Origin of the sequence: Enterobacter cloacae complex sp. EB5 (assembly GCF_031432835.1) — a bacterium.
GTDB classification, from domain to species: Bacteria; Pseudomonadota; Gammaproteobacteria; order Enterobacterales; family Enterobacteriaceae; genus Enterobacter; species Enterobacter hormaechei_C.
Genome location: NZ_CP133860.1, coordinates 2,057,869 through 2,080,921, shown reverse-complemented (window position 1 = coordinate 2,080,921; position 23,053 = coordinate 2,057,869). Strand labels below are relative to the sequence as shown.

Genomic DNA, 23,053 nt, shown 5'->3' with positions numbered 1-23,053 from the left:
ATGCGTGAGGGCGATTACAGATAAACCAGCTCAACGTTGGTTAAGCCGTCCAGCGTGGCTTCATCCGTCACGTGCAAATCGTTGGTTGGGTTAATAATCGCGGCGACGCCCACGTTAAAGTTGACCTTGGTTTGTGCGACAGGCGTGCCGCCCAGTTCTGTACTAAAAGAATAGAGTTCGCTTTTGTTGGTTTTAACCTGTAAATAACGAATCCCAGCTTTACTACCCCAGCTTCCACCGTTATCTGCCGAAACGGTCGGATATAGATCATCACCGGCATCGTTTGTTACTGCGCCCTTCGTCTGCTGAATACCTAATGAATACGCGCCAATTTTCTTGTCGTTATACATGCCCAGGCCGGCGGTATATTCCGGGGACGTAATAAAATCCAGGTCTACATAATTGATAGAGTAGGTCTCCGTTGGCGCAGAGTCAGCGTGTGCATCGTTGAAGGTTACGGCAATACGGGTTGCTTCTTCGCAGGTAATTGAGATCGGGATAATTTTAACATCGGCCAGCGGCGTTGGCGTGGTAGAATTCAGGGAAGCGACTTTTATCGTGCCGAAATCGGCAATCCCGCCGCCGCTAATAAATGCCGGTGTACAGGATGACGGAACAATTTTACCGGTAACCTGAATATCAACGCTGGAAGCTGCCATTGCAGAGGACGTCGCCACTGCCAGTACGGACGCCAGCACTCCTTTTTTAAACATCGCGTTCATTTAATTTCCTTATATAAGTGGAATACAAAAATAACCAGATAATAAATATCTGGTCTGGTGGTTATTATTAAAAATAACTTATTTCTGGAAAATAGCATCACAGATAAACCTGATCAATGCTTCAAAAATGTTTTAGGATTAACGCCTAAGGAAATCCCAAAAACTCAAGATCATTTATATTCACAAAAAATATGAAACCGGTAATTTAGAATAAAAAAAGCACAACACATTAGTTTTAAAAATGTATGATTTTTACTGGTCTGACCTTGCATTTAGGCTGTGTATAGAATTGCACTACCACAAATGAAATAACCAGAAAAAGGGAAATTTGCCAGTGATTATTTCAGCAGGCAGGATTATTCAGGAGAGTTGAAGGGGGAATTTTGGCGAGAGGTAGCGGAAAATAACCTGTCCCTGCCCGGGAGGGCAAGGGACAGCGGCAACACAACTTATTTGTTCAGTTCAGCGGTCATGTGTACGCGGTTACCGGTGAATGCCTGGGTAATTTTGTAGGATGACGCGCCCGCTTCCTGAGCCTGTGCAGCGATTTTAGCTTCTGCACCATCCAGCGTAGAGGCGGATGCGGTCACTGTCTGCGCAGCGAAAGAACCAAAAGAGGTAGCCAGAGCAATTACAGCGACAAAAGTTTTGATGCTTTTCATGAGATAAACCCTTTCGTTAAGTTGTTTAGATAAGGCGCCGTGCCTTGATGAGATAAATATTAGACCTCATCATGAACAACTAAAAGCGGAAGGATTTGCTATACTCATTCAAAATTACTGATCAATTATCAATCGCTGCGGATGGGTGTAAATTGTCGCCCTTCCCGGCTTGCAGAACCCCACCAGCGTCAGGTTGCAGCGCTCCGCCACCTCCACCGCCAGCGTGGTTGCCGCTGACACCGCAAACAGAATTTCCACGCCGCACATGGCGGACTTTTGCACCATCTCATAGCTGGCGCGGCTGGAGACTAACGCCGCGCCCTGCTGCCAGACGTTGCTTTCACGAGCGCGGCGACCTAACAGCTTATCCAGCGCGACGTGGCGGCCCACGTCTTCATGACCGCCGGCAATGTTGCCTGACGGCAATACCCATGCCGCCGCGTGGGTACAGCCGCTGAGCTGACCGATGGGTTGCACATCGTTCAGGTGCTCAAGCGCCCGATCAAGATGCGCCAGGTTAAACGTCTGGGTGAACGGCAGCGGGATAATGGGTTTGCCGATATCATTAAGCTGTTCAACGCCGCACACGCCGCAGCCGGTACGTCCGGCCAGCGCCCGGCGGCGCTCTTTCAGCCCCATAAAGCGACGGCTGGAGAGTTCGATTTGCACTTCAAGACCATTACAGGCATGAACCACATCCATGCCGTAGATCTCCTGTGGATGCGCAATGATGCCTTCCGAGAGGGAAAAACCTATGGCGAACAGCTCCAGATCTTTCGGCGAGGCCATCATCACCACATGCGAAATACCGTTGTAAACCAGGGCAACGGGGACCTCTTCCGCCAGAAAATCCGGCGTGGCATGTGAAATGTGAGGCGGTCTGTGCACCGACAGTTCCACACTGCCCGCAGGCAGTGGCGACGCGTGGGCAGCACGGTTTTGTTTAGACACAACGGTATTCCTGAACAACCACGGAAGTGAGCCTGCTATTGCAACACAAACGGCAGGCCTTACGCATAGTATGGATCAACTTTTCAGCAACCATTCTCCTACTCAATCCGGAGAGGTGCAACCGATCACCTGCTACACCTCTTTAACATGCATGGGGTAAAATGTGATTGATATCACATTTTATAATCAATGCCGTGATAATACGTTCACTTTGTTTTAACGCCGTTGGAACAGGCGTACCGACATTGTGGTATTCTGGGCTTATCCCTCGGAGAAATGAGGGATTAACGCAAATTTTTCTCCTTTGCGGTTAATTCTCAACCGCAGAGTAAAACTACATAGCAATGTCGTAATGAACCAAGGAGTGACCCATGCAGGTCAGCAGAAGGCAGTTCTTTAAGATCTGCGCTGGCGGTATGGCAGGCACCACGGCGGCGGCACTGGGCTTTGCGCCCGGTGTAGCGCTGGCGGAAACACGGCAGTATAAACTGCTGCGCACCCGCGAAACCCGTAACACCTGTACGTACTGCTCCGTCGGCTGTGGGCTGTTAATGTATAGCCTCGGCGACGGTGCGAAAAACGCCAAAGCATCCATTTTCCACATCGAAGGCGATCCGGATCACCCGGTCAACCGTGGTGCGCTGTGTCCGAAAGGGGCCGGTCTGGTAGATTTTATCCACTCCGAAAGCCGCCTGAAGTTTCCTGAGTATCGCGCTCCCGGCTCTGACAAATGGCAGCAAATCAGCTGGGAAGAAGCGTTCGATCGCATCGCTAAGCTGATGAAAGAAGACCGCGATGCCAACTTTATCGCGAAGAATGCCGAAGGCACCACCGTTAACCGTTGGCTCTCCACCGGCATGCTGTGTGCTTCTGCGTCCAGTAACGAAACCGGCTATTTAACCCAGAAATTTACGCGCGCACTCGGTATGCTCGCGGTCGACAACCAGGCGCGTGTCTGACACGGACCAACGGTAGCAAGTCTTGCTCCAACATTTGGTCGCGGTGCGATGACCAACCACTGGGTCGACATCAAAAACGCCAACCTCATTGTGGTGATGGGCGGTAACGCCGCTGAAGCGCACCCTGTCGGGTTCCGCTGGGCGATGGAAGCCAAAATCCACAACGGCGCGAAGCTGATTGTGATCGATCCCCGCTTTACGCGTACAGCGTCAGTGGCGGATTTCTACACCCCTATTCGTTCAGGTACTGACATCACTTTCCTGTCAGGCGTATTGCTGTACCTGATGACCAACGAAAAATATAACCGCGAGTACACCGAAGCCTATACCAACGCCAGCCTGATCGTGCGTGAGGATTACCACTTCGAAGATGGCCTGTTCAGCGGTTATGACGCCGAAAAACGCAAATACGACAAAACCAGCTGGAACTACGAGCTGGACGAAAACGGCTTTGCGAAGCGCGACACCACCCTGCAACACCCGCGCTGTGTGTGGAACCTGCTGAAAGAGCACGTGTCCCGCTATACGCCGGAGGTTGTCGAAAACATCTGTGGGACGCCGAAGGCGGACTTCCTGAAGGTGTGCGAGCTGATTGCGGAAACCAGCGCGAAAGATAAAACCGCGTCGTTCCTGTATGCGCTCGGCTGGACGCAGCACTCCATCGGCGCGCAGAACATCCGCACCATGGCGATGGTTCAGCTGCTCCTCGGCAACATGGGGATGGCAGGCGGCGGCGTGAACGCCCTGCGCGGTCACTCCAACATTCAGGGTCTGACCGACCTCGGCCTGCTGTCTCAGAGCCTGACAGGTTACATGAACCTGCCGAGCGAGAAACAGACTGACCTGCAAACTTACCTGACGGCCAGCACGCCAAAACCGCTGCTCGAAGGCCAGGTGAACTACTGGGGCAACTATCCGAAGTTCTTCGTCTCGCTGATGAAAGCCTTCTACGGCGACAAGGCGACGGCGGAAAACAGCTGGGGCTTTGACTGGCTGCCGAAGTGGGACAAAGGTTACGACGTACTTCAGTACTTCGAAATGATGCACCAGGGCCAGGTCAACGGCTATATCTGCCAGGGCTTTAACCCGGTGGCGTCGTTCCCGAACAAGAACAAGGTTGTCGAGTCTCTGTCGAAGCTGAAGTTCCTGGTGACGATTGACCCGCTCAATACCGAAACGTCGACGTTCTGGCAGAACCACGGTGAGTCGAACGATGTCGATCCGTCGAAGATTCAGACCGAAGTGTTCCGTCTGCCGTCAACCTGCTTCGCGGAAGAGAACGGGTCTATCGTCAACTCCGGCCGCTGGTTGCAGTGGCACTGGAAAGGCGCGGATGCCCCGGGCATCGCCTTGAACGACGGCGAGATCCTGGCCGGTATCTTCTTACGCCTGCGTAAAATGTACGCGTCTGAAGGCGGCGCAACGCCTGAGCCGGTGCTGAACATGACCTGGAACTACTCGACGCCAGAGAATCCATCTCCGGAAGAAGTGGCGATGGAGAGCAACGGTAAGGCGCTGGCGGACGTTATCGACCCGGCGACCGGTGCGGTGCTGGCGAAGAAAGGCGATCAACTCAGCACCTTTGCGCACCTGCGCGATGACGGTACGACCTCCAGCGGCTGCTGGATCTTTGCCGGTAGCTGGACGCCGAAAGGCAACCAGATGGCCAACCGCGATAACGCCGACCCGTCGGGCCTCGGTAATACGCTGGGCTGGGCATGGGCGTGGCCGCTTAACCGCCGCATCCTCTATAACCGTGCCTCTGCTGATCCGCAGGGCAACCCGTGGGATCCGAAGCGTCAGCTGCTGAAGTGGGACGGCGCGAAATGGGGCGGCGTGGATATTCCGGATTACAGCACTGCCGCACCAGGCAGCGATGTCGGGCCGTTTATCATGCAGCCTGAAGGGATGGGCCGTCTGTTTGCTATCGATAAGATGGCGGAAGGGCCGTTCCCGGAACACTACGAGCCGTTTGAGACGCCGCTGGGTACTAACCCGCTGCACCCGAACGTGGTCTCTAACCCGGCAGCCCGTATCTTCAAGGGCGACTTTGAAGCGCTGGGTAAAAAGGACAAGTTCCCGTATGTCGGCACCACTTACCGTCTGACCGAGCACTTCCACTACTGGACCAAGCACGCGCTGCTAAATGCCATCGCGCAGCCGGAACAGTTTGTGGAGATCGGTGAGAAGCTGGCGAACAAACTCGGCATTGCCCATGGCGATACCGTGAAGGTCTCCTCTAACCGCGGCTACATCAAAGCCAAGGCGGTGGTGACCAAGCGTATTCGCACGCTGAACGTTCACGGTCAGCAGGTGGATACCATCGGCATCCCGATTCACTGGGGCTATGAGGGCGTGGCGAAGAAAGGGTTCATTGCGAACACCCTGACGCCGTTCGTCGGTGATGCGAACACGCAGACGCCGGAGTTTAAGGCCTTCCTCGTGAACGTGGAAAAGGTGTAACGGAGACGACTTATGGCTTATCAATCTCAGGATATTATCCGTCGTTCCGCGACTAACGGTTTCACGCCCGCGCCTCAGGCGCGGGACCACCAGCAGGAAGTGGCCAAGCTTATCGACGTGACCACCTGTATCGGCTGTAAAGCCTGTCAGGTGGCCTGTTCAGAGTGGAACGACATCCGTGACGAAGTGGGTCACAACGTCGGGGTGTACGACAACCCGGCGGACCTGACCGCCAAGTCCTGGACGGTAATGCGTTTCTCGGAAGTGGAGCAGAACGACAAACTGGAATGGCTGATCCGCAAAGACGGCTGTATGCACTGTGCGGATCCGGGCTGCCTGAAGGCGTGTCCGTCAGAAGGGGCTATCATTCAGTATGCCAACGGCATCGTCGACTTCCAGTCCGAGCAGTGCATCGGCTGCGGCTACTGCATCGCGGGCTGTCCGTTTGACGTGCCGCGCCTGAACCCGGAAGACAACCGCGTCTACAAATGTACGCTGTGCGTTGACCGCGTGAACGTGGGCCAGGAGCCAGCGTGCGTGAAGACCTGCCCAACCGGCGCTATCCACTTTGGCTCTAAAGAGGATATGAAAACGCTGGCGGCAGAGCGCGTGGGCGAGCTGAAAACCCGTGGTTACGATAACGCGGGCCTGTACGATCCGGCCGGGGTTGGCGGTACGCACGTCATGTACGTGCTGCACCACGCCGACAAGCCGAACCTGTATCACGGCCTGCCGGAGAACCCGGAAATCAGCGCCACCGTGAAGTTCTGGAAAGGCATCTGGAAACCGCTGGCCGCGGTCGGTTTTGCGGCCACCTTCGCAGCGAGCATCTTCCACTACGTCGGCGTTGGTCCGAACCGCGCGGAAGAGGAAGACGACAACCTGCATGAAGAGAAAGACGAGGTGCGCAAATGAGAAAACGTGACACCATCGTGCGCTACACCGCGCCGGAACGCATCAACCACTGGGTCACCGCCTTCTGCTTCATGCTGGCGGCGATAAGCGGGCTGGGGTTCTTCTTCCCGTCCTTCAACTGGCTGATGCAGATCATGGGGACACCACAGCTGGCGCGTATACTGCACCCGTTTGTGGGCGTCATCATGTTCGCGTCGTTCATCATCATGTTTTTCCGTTACTGGCACCATAACCTAATCAATCGGGATGATATCTTTTGGGCGAAGAATATTCGTAAGATCGTCGTCAACGAGGAAGTGGGTGATACCGGGCGTTATAACTTCGGCCAGAAATGCGTATTCTGGGCGGCGATTATCTTCCTGGTCCTGTTGCTGGTGAGCGGCGTGATCATCTGGCGTCCGTACTTTGCGCCTGCTTTCTCAATCCCGGTGATCCGATTTGCGCTAATGCTGCATTCATTTGCCGCAGTGGCGTTAATTGTGGTTATCATGGTGCATATTTACGCCGCCCTCTGGGTGAAAGGCACCATTACCGCGATGGTGGAAGGCTGGGTCACCAAAACGTGGGCGAAGAAACATCACCCGCGCTGGTACCGAGAAGTCCGCCAGAAACAGGAAAAGTCATCTGAATGAGTATTCGCATAATCCCGCAAGATGAGCTGGGGTCGAGCGAGAAACGTACGGCGGAGTATATTCCGCCGTTGTTATTCCCCAGACTCAAGAACCTCTACAACCGCCGCGCAGAGCGTCTGCGCGAGCTGGCAGAGAACAACCCGCTGGGCGATTTTCTGCGTTTTGCCGCGCTGGTCGCCCATGCGCAGGAAGTGGTGCTGTACGACCATCCGCTGCAAATGGACCTGACCGCACGCATCAAAGAAGCCAACGAGCAGGGTAAGCCGCCGCTGGATATTCACGTCCTGCCGCGCGACAAGCACTGGCATAAGCTGCTGCATTCCCTGATCGCCGAGCTGAAGCCCGAGATGAGCGGCACGGCGCTGGCGGTCATTGAGAACCTGGAAAAAGCCTCCGATCAGGAGCTGGAAGAGATGGCGAGCGCGCTGTTTGCCTCCGACTTCTCGCTGGTGAGCAGCGATAAAGCCCCGTTCATCTGGGCTGCGCTGTCGCTCTACTGGGCGCAAATGGCGAGCCTGATCCCAGGCAAAGCCCGCGCCGAATACGGCGAAGCGCGCCAGTTCTGTCCGGTGTGTGGTTCAATGCCGGTCTCCAGCATGGTACAGATTGGTACGACGCAGGGGCTGCGCTATCTGCACTGCAACCTGTGTGAAACCGAGTGGCACGTGGTGCGCGTGAAGTGCAGCAACTGCGAGCAGACGCGCGATCTCAACTACTGGTCGCTGGAAAATGAAGACGCGGCGGTGAAGGCCGAAAGCTGCGGCGACTGCGGGACCTACCTGAAGATTCTGTATCAGGAAAAAGACCCGAAAGTCGAAGCCGTGGCCGACGATCTCGCCTCGCTGATTCTGGACGCGAAGATGGAACAGGAGGGCTTTGCCCGCAGCTCGATCAACCCGTTCCTGTTCCCGGGTGAAGGGGAGTAATCTCCTGTGAGAGTGCCGGGCGGCGCGAGCTTGCCCGGCCTATACCTGGTAAGGCGTAAGGACCTCGTCAATACCCGCAAAATCTTTCGTGTTGCGAGAAATCAACGGACATTTTCTGCTCTGCGCTGTGGCCAGAATGATAGCATCAGGCAGTTTCATTCCATGCTTCTCACGTAGTAAAACGCTTCTTTCCGCAATATCCCGAGACACATCAATAATTTCAAAAGCGCCCATCACGGCTGCCGTTTTCGCTTCATGACCATGCCTGCGAGCGCCCACCATTACTTCCATCCAGGTAATTAAGCTGATGGCACGATGCGACGCGGTATGCTCAATCGCATCCGCAGCTTCAACACGGTTGTTGAAGAGATCAATGAGAATATTGGTATCAAACACTGCCATGTGCTCCATGATTACCACTCCTCACGCAGCTTGCGTTCATACTCAAGCCCGTCCTCTTTTCTGTCTCCCCACAGACCAAGCGCATTTCGGATAACAGAAGAACTCTGCTGGTCGAGATACAGTTCTATCGCTTCCCGAAGCAGTTCAGCACGTGGTTGATTTCGCAATTGCTTGAGGTTATCCAAACGTTGAATCACGTCATCAGACAAATCGATAAGTATTCTGCCCATATCAAGTTCCGCCAAAACGCTCATATATCACCTTAGTATATCATCCTTGGTTAATTTTCAGGCAAAATACTCTTTATCAATTTAGGGTGAAAGGACGTTTTTTAGGGAATGATCGATTTTGCGAGCCGCTTTCCACAATATTCGGCTCTTAACATTTCACTGTTTTCATCCGCTCTAAACCAGGCTATAAACTGTATAAACACACAGTAAAAGGACGTAACCATGGCTCTGGAGAAGGGTATTGATAAGCTGGTACAGGAGTTTATTACCGCAGGACGACCTTCCTCGCGAAAGCAGAGTATTGATGACCGGAGAAGCGGGTATGTCGCCAGCACAGCGCTGGCCGGGGAAACAGAAAAGCGTATCCAGGTTGAAACGCTTGTTCTTGAGAATATGACCTTTCGGGTCTTTTCGCCTTTCAATGCCCCTGAAATGTTACCTTCTGCCCTCTACTATCATGGCGGCTGTTTTTGTCAGCGGTGGGTTTGAAACCCATGATAATCAGCTTCGCCAACTGGCGTTTTACGGTAACTGCCGGGTCATTGCGGTTCAGTACAGACTCGCACCCGAGCATACTTTCCCCGCAGCGCATGACGATGCAGAGAGAGCGGCAGATCTTGTCTGGCAAAATGCAGAACTATTAGGCGTGGATAAAAACCGGATTACACTTTGTGGAGACAGCGCGGGAGGTCATCTTGCGCTGGTAACGTCATTGCGGCTTAAGGCCACAGGTCTCTGGGAGCCCGCGCAGCTCATTCTTATCTACCCCATGCTCGACGCTACGGCCAGTTTTGAAAGCTATACCCTCAATGGCATGGATTACGTGATTACTCGCGATACCCTTTTGAGCGGCTATGAAATGTATCTGGCTGGAGCCGACCGTCAGCATCCTGACGTCAGCCCACTGTGGCGCAACGACTTTAGCGGTCTGCCAAAGGTCCACATTGTTACCGCTGAGTATGACCCGTTACGCGACGAAGGCGAGGCGCTTTATCAGCGCCTCACGGAGCAAGGCGTGAAGTGTACCGCTCAACGATGGCGGGGTGTAATTCACGGCTTCTTCCAGTTGGGTGGAATTAGCCAGTCAGCGCGAGACGTTATGCGAGATATTGCCTGGCGCATTAACCATGCCGGGCGAGAGTGAGAAGGAGACTACTCCTCCTCGTTCCCGCCCTCTTCATACGCGCCATACGGCTTCGCAGGCAGAACGATATAAGTGCCTTCAAACACCGCGCCTGGCGTTTCATCGCCGAACAGCTCAACCTGCATCTGTACGCGCGCTTTACGTCCACGCGCCAGACGGTCGAGATCGCCGCCCAGTGCGCCCAGGTCAGCTACCGCGCTCGGCTTGCCGCTGATCGGCGCGCTGTAGCGGATATGGGCATCGGCCAGAATAATGGTGCCGCCGAGATGACGTTCGCGCAGCATCAGCCAGATCAGCCCCCAGCCGGTGAGCGTGGCGAGTGAAAACAGGCTTCCGGCAAACAGGGTATGGTGCGGGTTCTGGTTGCCGGTTTCCGGCATGGTGGTAATAAATTTTTGCCCGGTGTACTGCTGAATACGCACACCCATTTTTTCACTAAGCGGAATGTGCTGATACCACGCCTGCTGGAGCTGACCGCACCAGTCGGCGCGATGGAGAATATCGTCCAGGGTGGCGATGGGTTTGATCATCAAAAAGTGACGAATCGGCGTAGTTTGCGGGGCGGTGATTTCCCCCTGATTCACGAAACCAAGCTTGGCAAAGAACTCAACGGCATCTTCGCGGGCGCTACAGGTGACGCGCTTGACCCCTTCCTGACGGGCGACGGATTCCAGCGTCATTGCCATCAGCGTTCCGAGGCCTTTGTCCTGCACGGAGGGGTGAACGGCCATAAAGCGGATTGAAGCTTCGTTGTCGGCATTGATATACAGACGTCCCACGGCAACGAGGTTGCCCTCTTCATCAACCACCATCTGGTGGTGCGCCATCGCGTCCCAGGCGTCGCGTTCAGACCCTTTCGGTTGATGCAGTGGCTTGCGCAGCATTTCCCAGCGGAAATGGTAGTAAGCGTCTAATTCTTCTTCCGTTTGCGGTACTCGAAGGTGATACATAGCTGTACTCTCTCTTGTTACCCGCGGCCATGCCGCCAGTTGGCTCATACCTGGAGCCAGAATGTGACGGGGCCATCGTTCACCAGCGAAACCTGCATATCCGCAGCGAATCGTCCGGTTTGTGTATTCATGTCCTGTTGGCGACAGCGCTCAACAAAGTACTCGTATAGGGCTTCTGCGCGATCCGGTGCCGCGCCCTTCGAAAAACTCGGCCGCATGCCGCGTTCGGTATCCGCAGCCAGCGTAAACTGGGAAACCACCAGCACGCTGCCGCCCGCCTGCTGAACGTTCAGGTTCATCTTACCTTCCGCATCGCTGAAAATGCGGTAGCCCAGCACGCGCTCACATAAGCGGTTGGCTTTTTGTTCATCGTCATCCTTTTCGACACCCAGGAGCACCAAAAGTCCTGGGCCAATCTCACCCGTCACCTCATCCGCCACGGTGACGCTGGCACGGGTTACACGCTGAATCAATGCAATCATGGTTGGTCTGCTTCTTGTTGTTTTTCAGCTTCTGCTGCTTTTTTGAGTTCGCGGTAGACCCCGAGAGTGACAGTTATTTCGGCGCCAAGCAAGACGATACACCACGTCCAGTAGACCCAGACAAACAAAATGGGGATCACCGCCAGCACGCCGTAAATCAGCTGATAAGAGGGGAACATGGTGATATAAAGCGCGAATCCTTTCTTACCCAGCTCAAAGAGCAACGCCGCGACCAGCGCACCCACCACGGCATCCCGGTTGGGTACGCGCGTAGTTGGCACCACGCTGTAGAGCAGCCAGAACGAAAGCCACGATAAAATCAGCGGGAATATACGCAGCACGTTATCGATCACGCTGTTTAAGTCTGTCGCCCAGCGCAGCGAAAGAAGGTAGGAACTGATCGCCAGGCTTGCCCCCGCCAGCAATGGGCCAAGGGTTAAAATCATCCAGTAGACGGCAAAGGAGTAAACCTTCGGGCGGACTTTTTTGCTCCGCCAGATGGTGTTGAGCGCACTGTCGATGGAGTACATCAGCAGCAGCGCGGTAACAATAAGCCCACACGCTCCCACCGCCGTCATCTTGCTGGAGTTTGCGACAAACTGTTCAATGTAGTTCTGGATCACATCGCCGGTGGCCGGAATAAAGTTCGCGAAAACAAAATGGCGAAGCTGCATGCTCACATCGGCAAACATTGGAAACGCCGAAAAAAGCGCAAAAATCACCGCCACCAGCGGCACCAGCGAGAGCAACGACACGTAAGCGAGATTGCCCGCCAGCGTGGTCATGTTGTCCTCGTCAATGCGATGCCAGAGGAGTTTCAGCCACGCCCTCAGCGGGCGCGTGTGGTGATTGGCTTTTTGATGAACGGTTTTTAGCATAACTGCTTCGCAAAGTAGTTCGGTATCGTCTCTTTTCCGGTCACCAGAATGGAGGTGATACCTAACTGATTAGCCCCTTCTATATTATCGGCGTTGTCGTCAAAAAAGACCGCATCCGCCGCCGTGAATCCTTCTTCCTGCAATACTGCCTGATAGATGCGCGCCTCAGGTTTACGCATCCCCATCTCCTGGGAGAGATACACCTTATCTGCCGCTGCGTGGATTTCCGGGTATTCATCCGGCCAGAAGGTGGTATGCAGGCGGTTGGTATTCGACAGGACGACGACGCGATGCCCTTGCTCGCGCAGCTTGTGCATGATGTCGATCACTTCCGGGCGGATCGCGACAAAAACCGCCTGCCAGCCGTGGGAAAACTGCTCGTAGCTTAACGAGAGACCCATTTCCTGACAGAAACGCTCTGCGAACGCTTCGTCGCTGATCTCACCGCGCTCGTGCAGATGGAAAGTCTCCCCCATCGCGAAATTCTGCTTTAACGTCGCCAGCGGAACACGGCTAAAATCGCTCCATGCACCCAGCACCCGGTTAAAATCGATATCGACGATTACATTTCCTAAGTCAAAGATATAAAGCATGTTTATCTCCTTTCGCCGTGGAAAAGTAACTGTAGCGGGAAAGAGAAACTTTAGCTATGCGCCAGATTCAGCTTAGAGAAAGGAAAGGCCCGAATCGCAATATCGGGCCATAAGAGGATCAGCCAGCCTGCTGCTCTTCTCCGGAATTGACTTCGACAACCTCAACCTTGCTGGATTTGAGGTGGTTTTGCAGCGCCGGGCCGGGCAGCTCATCGGTGAACAGCGCCGTCGCCTGCGCCACGTTGCCGATTTCAACCGCCGCAGAGGCATGGTATTTCGTATGATCGGCCGCCAGTAAAATGTGGCGGGAATGGGCAATCATGGTTTTCACCACGCTGGCTTCGTTAACGTCAAATTCCATCATCGCACCGTCGTGTTCAATCGCCCCCACGCTGGTCACGAGGTAGTCCGCCCGGAAGCCCGACACAAACGCCGTTGCCGCAGGCCCGATAATGCCGCCGTTGTGCGGGCGCAGCGTACCGCCAGGCACCATCACCTCAAAGCGCGGGTTCTTATAAAGAATGTGCGCCACCCGCAGGCTGTTGGTGATGATGCGCAGATGATTATGGTTAAGCAGTGCCCGGGCAACGTGCTCCACGGTCGTCCCGATAGTGATAAAGATGGTCGAACCGTCGGGAATATAGTCCGCAATGGCTTCGGCAATCGCCCGTTTCTCTTCGGTAAGCGAGACTTCACGCTGTTCGAACGCCGTGTTGACCACGCTGGATGCCCTGCCCGCACCGCCGTGATGACGGGTGATCAGCCCCTGCTCGCTGAGCTTACGGATATCCCGGCGCACGGTTTGTGTCGACACATCCAGCAGCTGCGCCAGTTCATCAATGTTCATATAGCCGCGATCGGCAATCAGCGTCAGCAGCTGATCGTGACGCGGGTTGCCGGTCAGTTCGGTAAGGCTCATGGGCTGTCCTCTGAAAACCATCACGCCCCGCATTTTATACAAAAAGTGACAAAAAAGAGCGGGTTTGATCACAGTCGGGTATACCCGCGCGCCCGCCGGGCTTTGTGCATTTCAGTGCTGCGACGGCGCTGGCAAAACGTACGGCGTCTGCGGCGGGCAATTTCTGCCCCAGGCTGACCGCCAGCGCACCGTGGAACACGTCGCCCGCCCCGGTGGTATCAATGACGTTCACTTCAAAACCAGGCTGATGACATAGCGTCTCATTTTCCAGCCAGAAGCAGCCGTCTCGCCCCTGCGTGACATACACATGTCCATTTGTGAGCGTTTGTGCTTTCTTCAGCGCATCTTCGGTTTCATCCCGCTGCGTTAACCGCCGCAGTCCCGGCGCGGAGAAGGCCGCGTGGTCGCTTAAGGCGATCAGCTCCGCGATATCCTGCGGGGTGACATCCGCATCCAGCAACGTCGGAACACCCTGCTGACGGGCCAGGGTGAATGCCTGTTTTGCCCCGTCATGCCAGCGCACGTCGGCTAAGACAATGTCCCACTGAGAGAAGTCGATTTCTTGCAGCCAGTCTGCCGACGCAGGGAGATCGGGGCTGGGATAGTTCGCTATAACGCGCTCCCCGCTGCCGTCCACCAGCACCGCCGACTGTGATGAACGAGCCCCCTTAAACACGCGCGTAAAGCGGGTATTCACCCCCAGGGATTCCAGCTCCGCGAGCAGCCGTCTGCCGGTATCGTCGTCCCCCACCCGGCCAATAAAATCCACTTCCGCACCCAGTTTCGCGGCTGCCACCGCCGCCGTTGCCGCCGGGCCGCCGCCCACTTCCGTATAATCTTTTGCGACATATTTCCCACCTTCTTTCGGTAAATCATCGAGATACCAGATGCGATCCAGCACGGTAATGCCGACACAAACGATGCGAGTCATGGTGATTCCTTCTGCGATTTCTGATGCCTTCATTTTAATTTCACCAAATGTTTAAAAAGTGACCCGTGTCAATTTTTTGACTATAAATTACAAATACGATCAAAAACAGACACCACAAACGCGCAAAAATTGACACGATGTGACAGGAGAGAGGCATGTCAGCAATCGCATTTATCGGCTTAGGACAGATGGGCGCGCCCATGGCGAAGAATCTGTTGAAACAGGGCCACCAGCTTAACGTTTTTGATGTGAACCCGCAGGCGGTTCAGGCGCTGGTAGAGAGCGGCGCCCGGGCGGCGGCTACGCCCGCACAGGCAGCAACGGATGCCGAATTCGTGATCACTATGCTGCCAAACGGCGACCTGGTGCGCAGCGTGCTGTTCGGCGAGCACGGCGTGTGCGAAGGGTTATCCCGCGACGCACTGGTCATTGATATGTCCACCATTCACCCGCTGCAAACCGACGCGCTGATCCGTGACATGGCTGAGCAAGGCTTCAGCCTGATGGACGTGCCCGTCGGACGCACCTCTGACCATGCCATCGCCGGTACGCTGCTCCTGCTGGCGGGCGGTACGGCGCAGCAGGTTGAGCGCGCCACCCCCGTCTTAATGGCGATGGGCAATGAACTGATTAACGCTGGCGGGCCGGGCATGGGCATCCGCGTGAAGCTCATCAATAACTACATGAGCATCGCCCTGAACGCCCTTTCCGCCGAGGCCGCCGTACTGTGCGAAGCGCTTGGCCTCTCCTTTGATGTGGCGCTCAAGGTGATGAGCGGCACACCGGCGGGTAAAGGCCACTTCACCACGTCATGGCCGAACAAGGTGCTGAAAGGGGATCTTTCACCCGCCTTCATGATCGACCTTGCGCATAAGGATCTGGGGATCGCCCTGGACGTAGCCAACCAGCTCCACGTTCCGATGCCGCTGGGCGCGGCGTCCCGCGAAGTTTACAACCAGGCACGCGCCGCCGGGCGCGGGCGCGAAGACTGGACAGCCATTCTTGAACAGGTTCGCGCTTCTGCCGGGCTGAAAAAATCACACTGATACGAAAGGACTGAGGAATGACGATGTACACCCTGAAAGATATCACCCGACCTTCCGGCGGTTTTGCGATGCTGGCCGTGGATCAGCGCGAAGCGATGCGCCTGATGTTTGCTGCCGCAGGCGCGCCGGTGCCGGTAACCGACCAGCACCTGACGGATTTTAAAGTCAATGCGGCGAAAATTCTGTCGCCGTACGCCTCTGCGATCCTCGTCGACCAGCAGTTCTGCTACCGCCAGATTGTCGAGCAGCAGGCCGTGGCCAAAAGCTGCGCAATGATTGTCGCCGCCGACGAGTTTATTCCGGGGAACGGCATTCCGGTCGACAGCGTGGTGATCGACAAGAACGTCGACGCGCAGGCGGTCAAACGCGATGGCGGTAAGGCGCTGAAGCTGCTGGTGCTGTGGCGCAGCGATGAAGATCCACAGCAGCGCCTGGAGATGGTGAAGGCGTTCAATACGCTGTGCCACGACAACGGTCTGCTGAGCATTATCGAGCCGGTTGTGCGTCCACCGCGCCGCGGCGCCGCATTTGACCGCGAGCAGGCGATTATCGATGCGGCCAAAGAGCTGGGCGACAGCGGTGCCGACCTCTACAAAGTGGAAATGCCGCTGTTTGGTAAGGGCACGCAGCACGAGCTACTGACGGCCTCGCAGAAGCTGAACGAGAACATCGCCATGCCGTGGGTGATCCTCTCCTCCGGCGTGGACGATAAGTTATTCCCGCGTGCCGTAAGCGTCGCGATGCAGGCGGGGGCATCGGGCTTTTTAGCCGGTCGCGCCGTCTGGTCATCGGTGATTGGCCTGCCGGACACCGAGCTGATGCTGCGTGATATTTCCGTACCAAAACTTCAGCGTCTGGGTGAGATCGTCGACGAAATGATGGCTCGCCGTTAAGAAAGGACCCGAACATGAAATGGTTTAACACCCTGAGCCATAACCGCTGGCTCGAACAAGAGACCGACCGCATTCTCGATTTCGGTAAAAACGCCGCCGTACCAACCGGCTTTGGCTGGCTGGGCAATAACGGGCAGGTGCGCAGCGATATGGGTACCCATCTGTGGATCACCGCCCGCATGCTGCACGTTTACGCGGTGGCGGCGAACATGGGGCGTCCCGGCGCGTACGCCCTGGTTGAGCACGGCATTAATGCCCTGAACGGTCCGCTGCGCGACAAACAGCACGGCGGCTGGTACGCCTGCGTAAACGATGAAGGCGTGATTGATGCGTCCAAACAGGGCTATCAGCATTTCTTCGTCCTGCTGGGCGCGGCGAGCGCCGTCACCACCGGCCACCCCGAGGCGCGCAAGCTGCTGGACGACGCCATCGAGGTGATAGAGCGTTACTTCTGGAGCGAACAGGAGCAGATGTGCCTGGAGTCCTGGGATGAGGCCTTCAGCAAAACGGAAGATTACCGCGGCGGTAACGCCAACATGCACGCCGTGGAAGCCTTCCTCATCGTCTATGACGTGACCCACGACCGTAAATGGCTCGACCGCGCCCTGCGCATCGCCTCGGTGATTATTCACGACGTGGCGCGCAAAGGGGAGTACCGCGTTAACGAGCATTTCGACACCAACTGGAACCCGATCCGCGATTACAACATCGATAACCCTGCCCACCGCTTCCGCGCCTACGGCGGCACGCCGGGGCACTGGATCGAGTGGGGCCGCCTGATGCTGCACCTGCGTGCCGCGCTGGAAGCCCGCTTTGAAACCCCGCCGGAATGGTTGCTGGAAGATGCGAAAGGCCTGTTTCACGCCACTATTCGCGACGCCTGGGCACCCGACGGGGCGGACGGCTTTGTCTACTCCGTGGGCTGGGACGGCAAGCCTATCGTGCGCGAACGCGTGCGCTGGCCAATCGTCGAGGCGATGGGCACGGCTTACGCGCTCTACACCGTCACTGGTGAGGCGCAGTACGAAGCCTGGTATCAGAAATGGTGGGATTACTGCATCAAGTATCTGATGGATTACGAAAACGGTTCCTGGTGGCAGGAGCTGGACACCAATAACGAAGTGACCACCAAAGTCTGGGACGGCAAGCAGGATATTTACCATCTGCTGCACTGCCTGGTGATCCCCCGCCTGCCGCTGGCGCCGGGCTTAGCCCCTGCCGTCGCCGCCGGATTACTGGATAGCCTGGCCAAATAATAAAGACGGAGTTTTTATGCGTACCCTACACAATATTGACCTGAAAAATAACGAAAGTGGTTTCACCCTGCGCTGGCAGGACCGTCTGATTTTATCCCACACCGCGGATGCCCCTTGCCTGTGGATCGGCGCAGGTGAGGCGGATATCGAGATGTTTCGTGGCAATTTCAGCATCAAAGACAAGCTCAACGAAAAGATTGCCCTGACGAACGCGACCGTTACGCAGCAAAGCGCGGGCTGGGCGATCCGCTTTACCCGCGGCGACGCGGTGAGCGCGACGCTGCTGGTGGGCGTGGATGCGGAGGGCCGTCTGGAGCTGAAGCTGAAAAATGACGCCGCCAGCCATAACCGCATCTGGCTGCGGCTGGCAGCTCAGCCTGACGATCATATCTACGGCTGCGGCGAGCAGTTCTCGTATTTCGATTTGCGCGGTAAGCCTTTCCCGCTGTGGACCAGCGAGCAGGGCGTGGGCCGCAATAAGCAGACCTACGTCACCTGGCAGGCCGACTGCAAAGAGAACGCGGGCGGCGATTACTACTGGACCTTCTTCCCGCAGCCTACCTTCGTGAGCACCCAGAAGTATTACTGCCACGTGGATAACAGCTGCTACATGAACTTCGACTTCAGCGCGCCGGATTTCCACGAGCTGGCGTTCTGGGAAGATAACGCCACGCTGCGCTTCGAATGCGCAGAAACCTACGTCGATCTGCTGGAAAAACTGACCGGCCTGCTGGGGCGTCAACCGGAGCTGCCGGACTGGGTTTACGATGGCGTGACGCTGGGTATTCAGGGCGGCACCGAGGTGTGTCAGCAGAAGCTCGACGCCATGCGCAAGGGCGGCGTGAAGGTGAACGGCATCTGGGCGCAGGACTGGTCCGGCATCCGCATGACCTCCTTCGGCAAACGCGTAATGTGGAACTGGAAGTGGAACAGCACGCTCTATCCGCAGCTTGATGAGCGGATTGCGCAGTGGAAAGAGGAAGGCGTGCAGTTCCTCTCCTATATCAACCCGTACGTCGCCAGCGATAAAGATCTCTGCGAAGAGGCGTCGAAGCGCGGCTATCTGACCAAAGATGCCGACGGCAAGGATTACCACGTTGAATTCGGCGAGTTCTACGCAGGCGTTATCGACCTGACCAACCCGGAAGCCTACCGCTGGTACAAAGAGGTGATCAAAAAGAACCTGATCGAACTGGGCTGCGGCGGCTGGATGGCCGATTTCGGGGAATATCTGCCGACCGATACTTTCCTGCACAACGGCGTGAGCGCGGAGATCATGCATAACGCCTGGCCTGCCCTGTGGGCGAAATGTAACTACGAAGCGCTGGAGGAGGCCGGCAAGCTCGGGGAGATCCTGTTCTTCATGCGCGCGGGCTACACCGGCAGCCAGAAGCACTCGGTGATGATGTGGGCGGGGGATCAGAACGTCGACTGGAGCCTGGACGATGGTCTGGCGTCCGTCGTACCGGCGGCGCTGTCGCTGGCGATGACCGGGCACGGGCTGCACCACAGCGACATTGGCGGCTATACGACCCTCTTCGAGATGAAGCGCAGCAAAGAGCTGCTGCTGCGCTGGTGCGACTTCAGCGCCTTTACGCCGATGATGCGTACCCACGAGGGCAACCGCCCTGGCGATAACTGGCAGTTCGACGGCGACGCGGAAACCATCGCCCACTTCGCGCGCATGACCACCGTCTTCACCACCCTGAAGCCGTATATCAAAGCTGCGGTTGCGCAGAACGCGAAAAGTGGCCTGCCGGTGATGCGTCCGCTGTTCCTGCACTACGAGGACGACGCGCGAGCCTACACGCTGAAATACCAGTACCTGTTTGGCCGCGATCTGCTGGTGGCGCCGGTTCATGAAGAGGGACGCCGCGACTGGTCGCTCTATCTGCCGCAGGACATCTGGGTCAATGCGTGGACCGGGGAAACCTGCCAGGGCGGTGACATCACCGTTGATGCCCCGCTCGGCAAACCGCCGGTCTTCTATCGCCAGCAAAGCGAATGGGCAGATCTGTTTAGCACCTTACGTCATATCTGATAAGGCTCGCCCGCAGGGAAACCTGCGGGCAGACGGAGAACAATAATGAGTCAACATACTTCTGATCCGGCAACCCTGCGCCTGCCGTTTAAAGAAAAACTCGCCTACGGGATGGGCGATCTCGGCTCTAACATCCTGCTTGATATTGGCACGCTGTATCTGCTGAAGTTCTACACCGACGTGCTGGGGCTGCCGGGCACCTACGGCGGGATTATCTTCCTGATTGCGAAGTTTTTTACCGCCTTCACCGACATGGGCACCGGGATCATGCTCGATTCCCGGCGCAAAATCGGCCCGAAAGGGAAATTCCGCCCGTTCGTGCTGTATGCAGCCTTCCCGGTAACGTTGCTGGCGATTGCCAACTTCGTCGGCACACCGTTTGAAATCACCGGTAAAACGGTGATGGCGACGGTGCTGTTTATGCTGTACGGCCTGTTCTTCAGCATGATGAACTGCTCCTACGGCGCGATGGTGCCCGCCATTACCAAAAACCCGGACGAGCGTGCTTCGCTGGCCGCCTGGCGCCAGGGCGGTGCTACGCTGGGCCTGCTGCTCTGTACCGTCGGCTTTGTCCCGGTGATGAATCTCATTGAGGGCAATGACCAACTAGGCTACATCTTTGCCGCCACCCTCTTCTCGCTGTTCGGGCTGTTCTTTATGTGGTGGTGCTATAAGGGCGTAACCGAGCGCTACGTCGAGACGCAGCCTGCTAACCCGGCGCAGAAACCGGGGCTGTTGCAGTCGTTTCGCGCCATCGCCGGGAACCGTCCGCTGTTTATCCTGTGCATCGCTAACCTGTGCACGCTGGGCGCCTTTAACGTCAAACTCGCCATTCAGGTCTACTACACGCAGTACGTGCTGAACGACCCGATCCTGCTGTCGTATATGGGCTTCTTCAGCATGGGCTGTATTTTTATCGGCGTCTTTATGATGCCCGGCGCGGTGCGGCGCTTCGGCAAGAAAAAGGTCTACATCAGCGGGCTGACGATTTGGGTGGCAGGCGATCTGCTTAACTACTTCTTCGGCGGCGGCTCGGTGAGCTTCGTGGCGTTCTCCTGCCTGGCGTTCTTCGGCTCCGCGTTCGTGAACAGCCTGAACTGGGCGCTGGTCTCCGATACCGTGGAGTACGGCGAGTGGCGCACCGGCGTGCGCTCAGAGGGGACGGTCTATACCGGCTTTACCTTCTTCCGTAAGGTATCGCAGGCGCTGGCGGGCTTCTTCCCGGGGATCATGCTCACGCAGATCGGCTATGTGCCCAACGTGGTGCAATCCGCCGGCACGGTTGAAGGGCTGCGGCAGCTGATATTTATCTATCCGAGCCTGCTGGCGGTCATCACCATCGTGGCGATGGGCTGCTTCTACAACCTTAACGAGAAGATGTATGTGCGCATCGTGGAAGAGATCGAACTGCGCAAACGTACGGCATAAATGACGTGATTGAGCGCCCTGCGGGGCGCTTTGAGGATCGACCATGACACATAATACTGATCCGTTAACCCTGAAATTGAGCCTGCGAGAGAAGTGCGCCTACGGGATGGGCGATTTTGGCTCGAATCTGATGCTGTGTATTGGCACGCTGTACCTGCTGAAGTTTTACACCGATGAACTGGGCATGCCGGCGTTCTATGGCGGCATTATTTTCCTCGTCGCGAAGTTTTTCACCGCCTTTACCGACATGCTGACCGGGGTGCTGCTGGACTCCCGGCGTAACATCGGCGCGCGGGGGAAATTCCGGCCATTCATTCTCTACGCCTCCGTTCCTGTGGCGCTGGTGGCCACGGCGCAGTTTATGGCCAACGACTTTAGCCTGACGGTGAAAACGGCTCTCGCCACCGTGCTCTTCATGATGTTTGGCCTCTGCTACAGCCTGATGAACTGTGCCTACGGTGCAATGGTTCCGGCCATCACCAAAAACCCGAACGAGCGCGCGCAGCTTGCGGCGTGGCGTCAGGGCGGCGCAACGGTAGGGCTGTTGCTCTGCACCGTCGGCTTTATGCCGATCCAGGCGCTGTTCGTCAGCCAGCCCTCACTCGGCTATCTGGTGGCCGCGCTGGTGTTTGTCACCGGGGGGCTGTTCTGCATGTGGTGGTGCTACAGCGGGGTGAAAGAGCGCTACGTCGAGCTTACGCCCGATCACCATAAGCCCGGCATTCTGAAATCGTTCTGCGCGATTTTCCGTAACCCGCCGCTGCTGGTGCTGTGCATCGCCAACCTGTGTACCCTCGCCGCGTTTAACATCAAGCTGGCGATTCAGGTCTATTACACCCAGTACGTGCTGAACGATCTGCATCTCCTGTCGTGGATGGGCTTTTTCAGCATGGGCTGCATTCTGATTGGCGTGTTTCTGGTGCCTGGCGCGGTGAAGCGCTTTGGCAAGAAACCGGTCTATCTGGGCGGGCTGACGCTGTGGGCGGTGGGCGACGTGCTGAACTTCGTCTGGGGGACCAGTTCCCTGCTGTTCGTGCTCTTTTCCTGCATGGCCTTTTTCGGCACCGCGTTTGTGAACAGCCTGAACTGGGCGCTGGTGCCGGATACGGTTGATTACGGCGAGTGGAAAACCGGGATCCGCGCCGAAGGGTCGGTGTATACCGGCTATACCTTCTCGCGCAAAATCTCCGCGGCGCTGGCCGGTTTTCTGCCCGGCATCATGCTGACCCAGATTGGCTACGTTCCCCATGCCGTGCAGAGCGCGGGCACGCTGCTTGGGTTGCGTCAGCTTATTTTCCTCTGGCCGTGCGGCCTGGCGATCGTTGCCGCCGTGACCATGGGGCTGTTTTATAAACTCAACGAAGCGCGCTTCGCCTTTATTATCGAGGAGATTGGAAAACGGAATCTATGGTCACTCCCGTTTTTGCAACACCGATTTTGACGACAAGTTGGCTTGCTTGAATCTATCCGGCGTCTGAATGGGATTTTATTCCCGCGCCTTGATGAGTTCCGCGCCTGATGAACCTCCAGAAAATATACGGCTTCAATGAGCCTTTCCGTTTTACAGGTTCCTCAACAGGCCGGTGGGCCGTTAGTATCATCAATATCAGTATTCGCAAAACCAGATCAG

At 56.4% G+C, this 23,053-nt stretch carries 21 protein-coding genes and 1 pseudogene; 11 read left to right on the top strand and 11 right to left on the bottom strand.

The annotated features are described in order from the left end of the window. Positions 1 to 14 precede the first annotated feature (14 nt). The 3 genes from RHN82_RS09945 to fdhD form a co-directional block, all read right to left on the bottom strand. The gene (locus RHN82_RS09945) at positions 15 to 722 is read right to left on the bottom strand and encodes a DUF1120 domain-containing protein (RefSeq protein ID WP_047051647.1); all 708 of its coding nucleotides are present in this window, start codon (positions 720 to 722) and stop codon (positions 15 to 17) included. Between the two features lie 449 nt (positions 723 to 1,171). Then, positions 1,172 to 1,384 (bottom strand): DUF1471 domain-containing protein, encoded by a 213-nt coding sequence (locus RHN82_RS09940; protein WP_003861966.1) that lies wholly within the window; start codon positions 1,382 to 1,384, stop codon positions 1,172 to 1,174. Between the two features lie 114 nt (positions 1,385 to 1,498). Beyond that, positions 1,499 to 2,335, bottom strand: coding sequence for a formate dehydrogenase accessory sulfurtransferase FdhD (fdhD, locus tag RHN82_RS09935; RefSeq protein WP_047051646.1), 837 nt, complete (start codon positions 2,333 to 2,335; stop codon positions 1,499 to 1,501). Positions 2,336 to 2,706: 371 nt separating this feature from the next. On the opposite strand from fdhD, the gene fdnG reads away from it, so the two are divergent. The 4 genes from fdnG to fdhE are packed head-to-tail and all read left to right on the top strand — an operon-like array spanning position 2,707 to position 8,230. Further along, positions 2,707 to 5,757 (top strand): formate dehydrogenase-N subunit alpha, encoded by a 3,051-nt coding sequence (gene fdnG / locus RHN82_RS09930; RefSeq protein ID WP_111976126.1) that lies wholly within the window; start codon positions 2,707 to 2,709, stop codon positions 5,755 to 5,757. 12 nt (positions 5,758 to 5,769) lie between these two features. Then, positions 5,770 to 6,672, top strand: coding sequence for a formate dehydrogenase subunit beta (gene fdxH / locus RHN82_RS09925; RefSeq protein WP_014072386.1), 903 nt, complete (start codon positions 5,770 to 5,772; stop codon positions 6,670 to 6,672). Further along, entirely contained in the window at positions 6,669 to 7,304 is a 636-nt protein-coding gene (gene fdoI, locus RHN82_RS09920) for a formate dehydrogenase cytochrome b556 subunit (RefSeq protein WP_003861958.1), read from the top strand. Before fdxH ends, fdoI begins: the two co-directional genes overlap by 4 nt. After that, positions 7,301 to 8,230 (top strand): formate dehydrogenase accessory protein FdhE, encoded by a 930-nt coding sequence (gene fdhE, locus RHN82_RS09915; protein ID WP_022652077.1) that lies wholly within the window; start codon positions 7,301 to 7,303, stop codon positions 8,228 to 8,230. Before fdoI ends, fdhE begins: the two co-directional genes overlap by 4 nt. Before the next feature lie 39 nt (positions 8,231 to 8,269). Here fdhE and RHN82_RS09910 read toward each other — a convergent pair whose 3' ends face one another. Both RHN82_RS09910 and RHN82_RS09905 read right to left on the bottom strand, forming a co-directional pair. Further along, positions 8,270 to 8,641 (bottom strand): type II toxin-antitoxin system VapC family toxin, encoded by a 372-nt coding sequence (locus RHN82_RS09910; RefSeq protein ID WP_077266491.1) that lies wholly within the window; start codon positions 8,639 to 8,641, stop codon positions 8,270 to 8,272. A gap of 2 nt (positions 8,642 to 8,643) precedes the next feature. Beyond that, entirely contained in the window at positions 8,644 to 8,886 is a 243-nt protein-coding gene (locus tag RHN82_RS09905; RefSeq protein WP_015569912.1) for a ribbon-helix-helix domain-containing protein, read from the bottom strand. A gap of 198 nt (positions 8,887 to 9,084) precedes the next feature. Here RHN82_RS09905 and RHN82_RS09900 point away from each other — a divergent pair. Beyond that, a pseudogene (locus RHN82_RS09900) lies at positions 9,085 to 10,006 on the top strand (alpha/beta hydrolase). 8 nt (positions 10,007 to 10,014) lie between these two features. Here the strand turns inward: RHN82_RS09900 and fabY are convergent. From fabY to RHN82_RS09870, 6 genes are all read right to left on the bottom strand, one after another. Next, entirely contained in the window at positions 10,015 to 10,956 is a 942-nt protein-coding gene (gene fabY, locus RHN82_RS09895; protein WP_015569910.1) for a fatty acid biosynthesis protein FabY, read from the bottom strand. Between the two features lie 44 nt (positions 10,957 to 11,000). Further along, on the bottom strand, positions 11,001 to 11,438 hold the full coding sequence (gene dtd / locus RHN82_RS09890; protein WP_015569909.1) for a D-aminoacyl-tRNA deacylase: 438 nt from the start codon (positions 11,436 to 11,438) through the stop codon (positions 11,001 to 11,003). Beyond that, entirely contained in the window at positions 11,435 to 12,316 is an 882-nt protein-coding gene (locus RHN82_RS09885; RefSeq protein WP_003861949.1) for a virulence factor BrkB family protein, read from the bottom strand. Before RHN82_RS09885 ends, dtd begins: the two co-directional genes overlap by 4 nt. After that, positions 12,310 to 12,909, bottom strand: coding sequence for a glucose-1-phosphatase (yihX, locus tag RHN82_RS09880; RefSeq protein WP_032649898.1), 600 nt, complete (start codon positions 12,907 to 12,909; stop codon positions 12,310 to 12,312). The genes RHN82_RS09885 and yihX overlap by 7 nt, the downstream gene beginning before the upstream one ends. Positions 12,910 to 13,027: 118 nt before the next feature. Beyond that, entirely contained in the window at positions 13,028 to 13,828 is an 801-nt protein-coding gene (locus tag RHN82_RS09875) for a DeoR/GlpR family DNA-binding transcription regulator (RefSeq protein ID WP_003861944.1), read from the bottom strand. Between the two features lie 34 nt (positions 13,829 to 13,862). Further along, positions 13,863 to 14,759 (bottom strand): sugar kinase, encoded by an 897-nt coding sequence (locus RHN82_RS09870; protein ID WP_047051643.1) that lies wholly within the window; start codon positions 14,757 to 14,759, stop codon positions 13,863 to 13,865. A 155-nt stretch (positions 14,760 to 14,914) separates the two neighbouring features. Between RHN82_RS09870 and yihU the strand changes: the two genes are divergently transcribed. The 6 genes from yihU to RHN82_RS09840 are packed head-to-tail and all read left to right on the top strand — an operon-like array spanning position 14,915 to position 22,864. Beyond that, on the top strand, positions 14,915 to 15,805 hold the full coding sequence (yihU, locus tag RHN82_RS09865; protein WP_023323900.1) for a sulfolactaldehyde 3-reductase: 891 nt from the start codon (positions 14,915 to 14,917) through the stop codon (positions 15,803 to 15,805). Positions 15,806 to 15,822: 17 nt separating this feature from the next. Then, on the top strand, positions 15,823 to 16,698 hold the full coding sequence (yihT, locus tag RHN82_RS09860; RefSeq protein ID WP_015569905.1) for a sulfofructosephosphate aldolase: 876 nt from the start codon (positions 15,823 to 15,825) through the stop codon (positions 16,696 to 16,698). A gap of 14 nt (positions 16,699 to 16,712) precedes the next feature. Next, positions 16,713 to 17,954, top strand: a complete 1,242-nt coding sequence (gene yihS, locus RHN82_RS09855; protein WP_045615328.1) for a sulfoquinovose isomerase — start codon at positions 16,713 to 16,715, stop codon at positions 17,952 to 17,954. A gap of 16 nt (positions 17,955 to 17,970) precedes the next feature. Continuing rightward, complete coding sequence (locus RHN82_RS09850) at positions 17,971 to 19,995, top strand: alpha-glucosidase (protein ID WP_047051642.1); 2,025 nt, start codon at positions 17,971 to 17,973, stop codon at positions 19,993 to 19,995. A 45-nt stretch (positions 19,996 to 20,040) separates the two neighbouring features. Beyond that, on the top strand, positions 20,041 to 21,423 hold the full coding sequence (locus RHN82_RS09845; RefSeq protein WP_006808723.1) for an MFS transporter: 1,383 nt from the start codon (positions 20,041 to 20,043) through the stop codon (positions 21,421 to 21,423). Between the two features lie 43 nt (positions 21,424 to 21,466). Then, positions 21,467 to 22,864: an MFS transporter gene (locus RHN82_RS09840; RefSeq protein ID WP_045341574.1), complete on the top strand. Its 1,398-nt coding sequence runs from the start codon at positions 21,467 to 21,469 to the stop codon at positions 22,862 to 22,864. Positions 22,865 to 23,053: the final 189 nt, after the last annotated feature.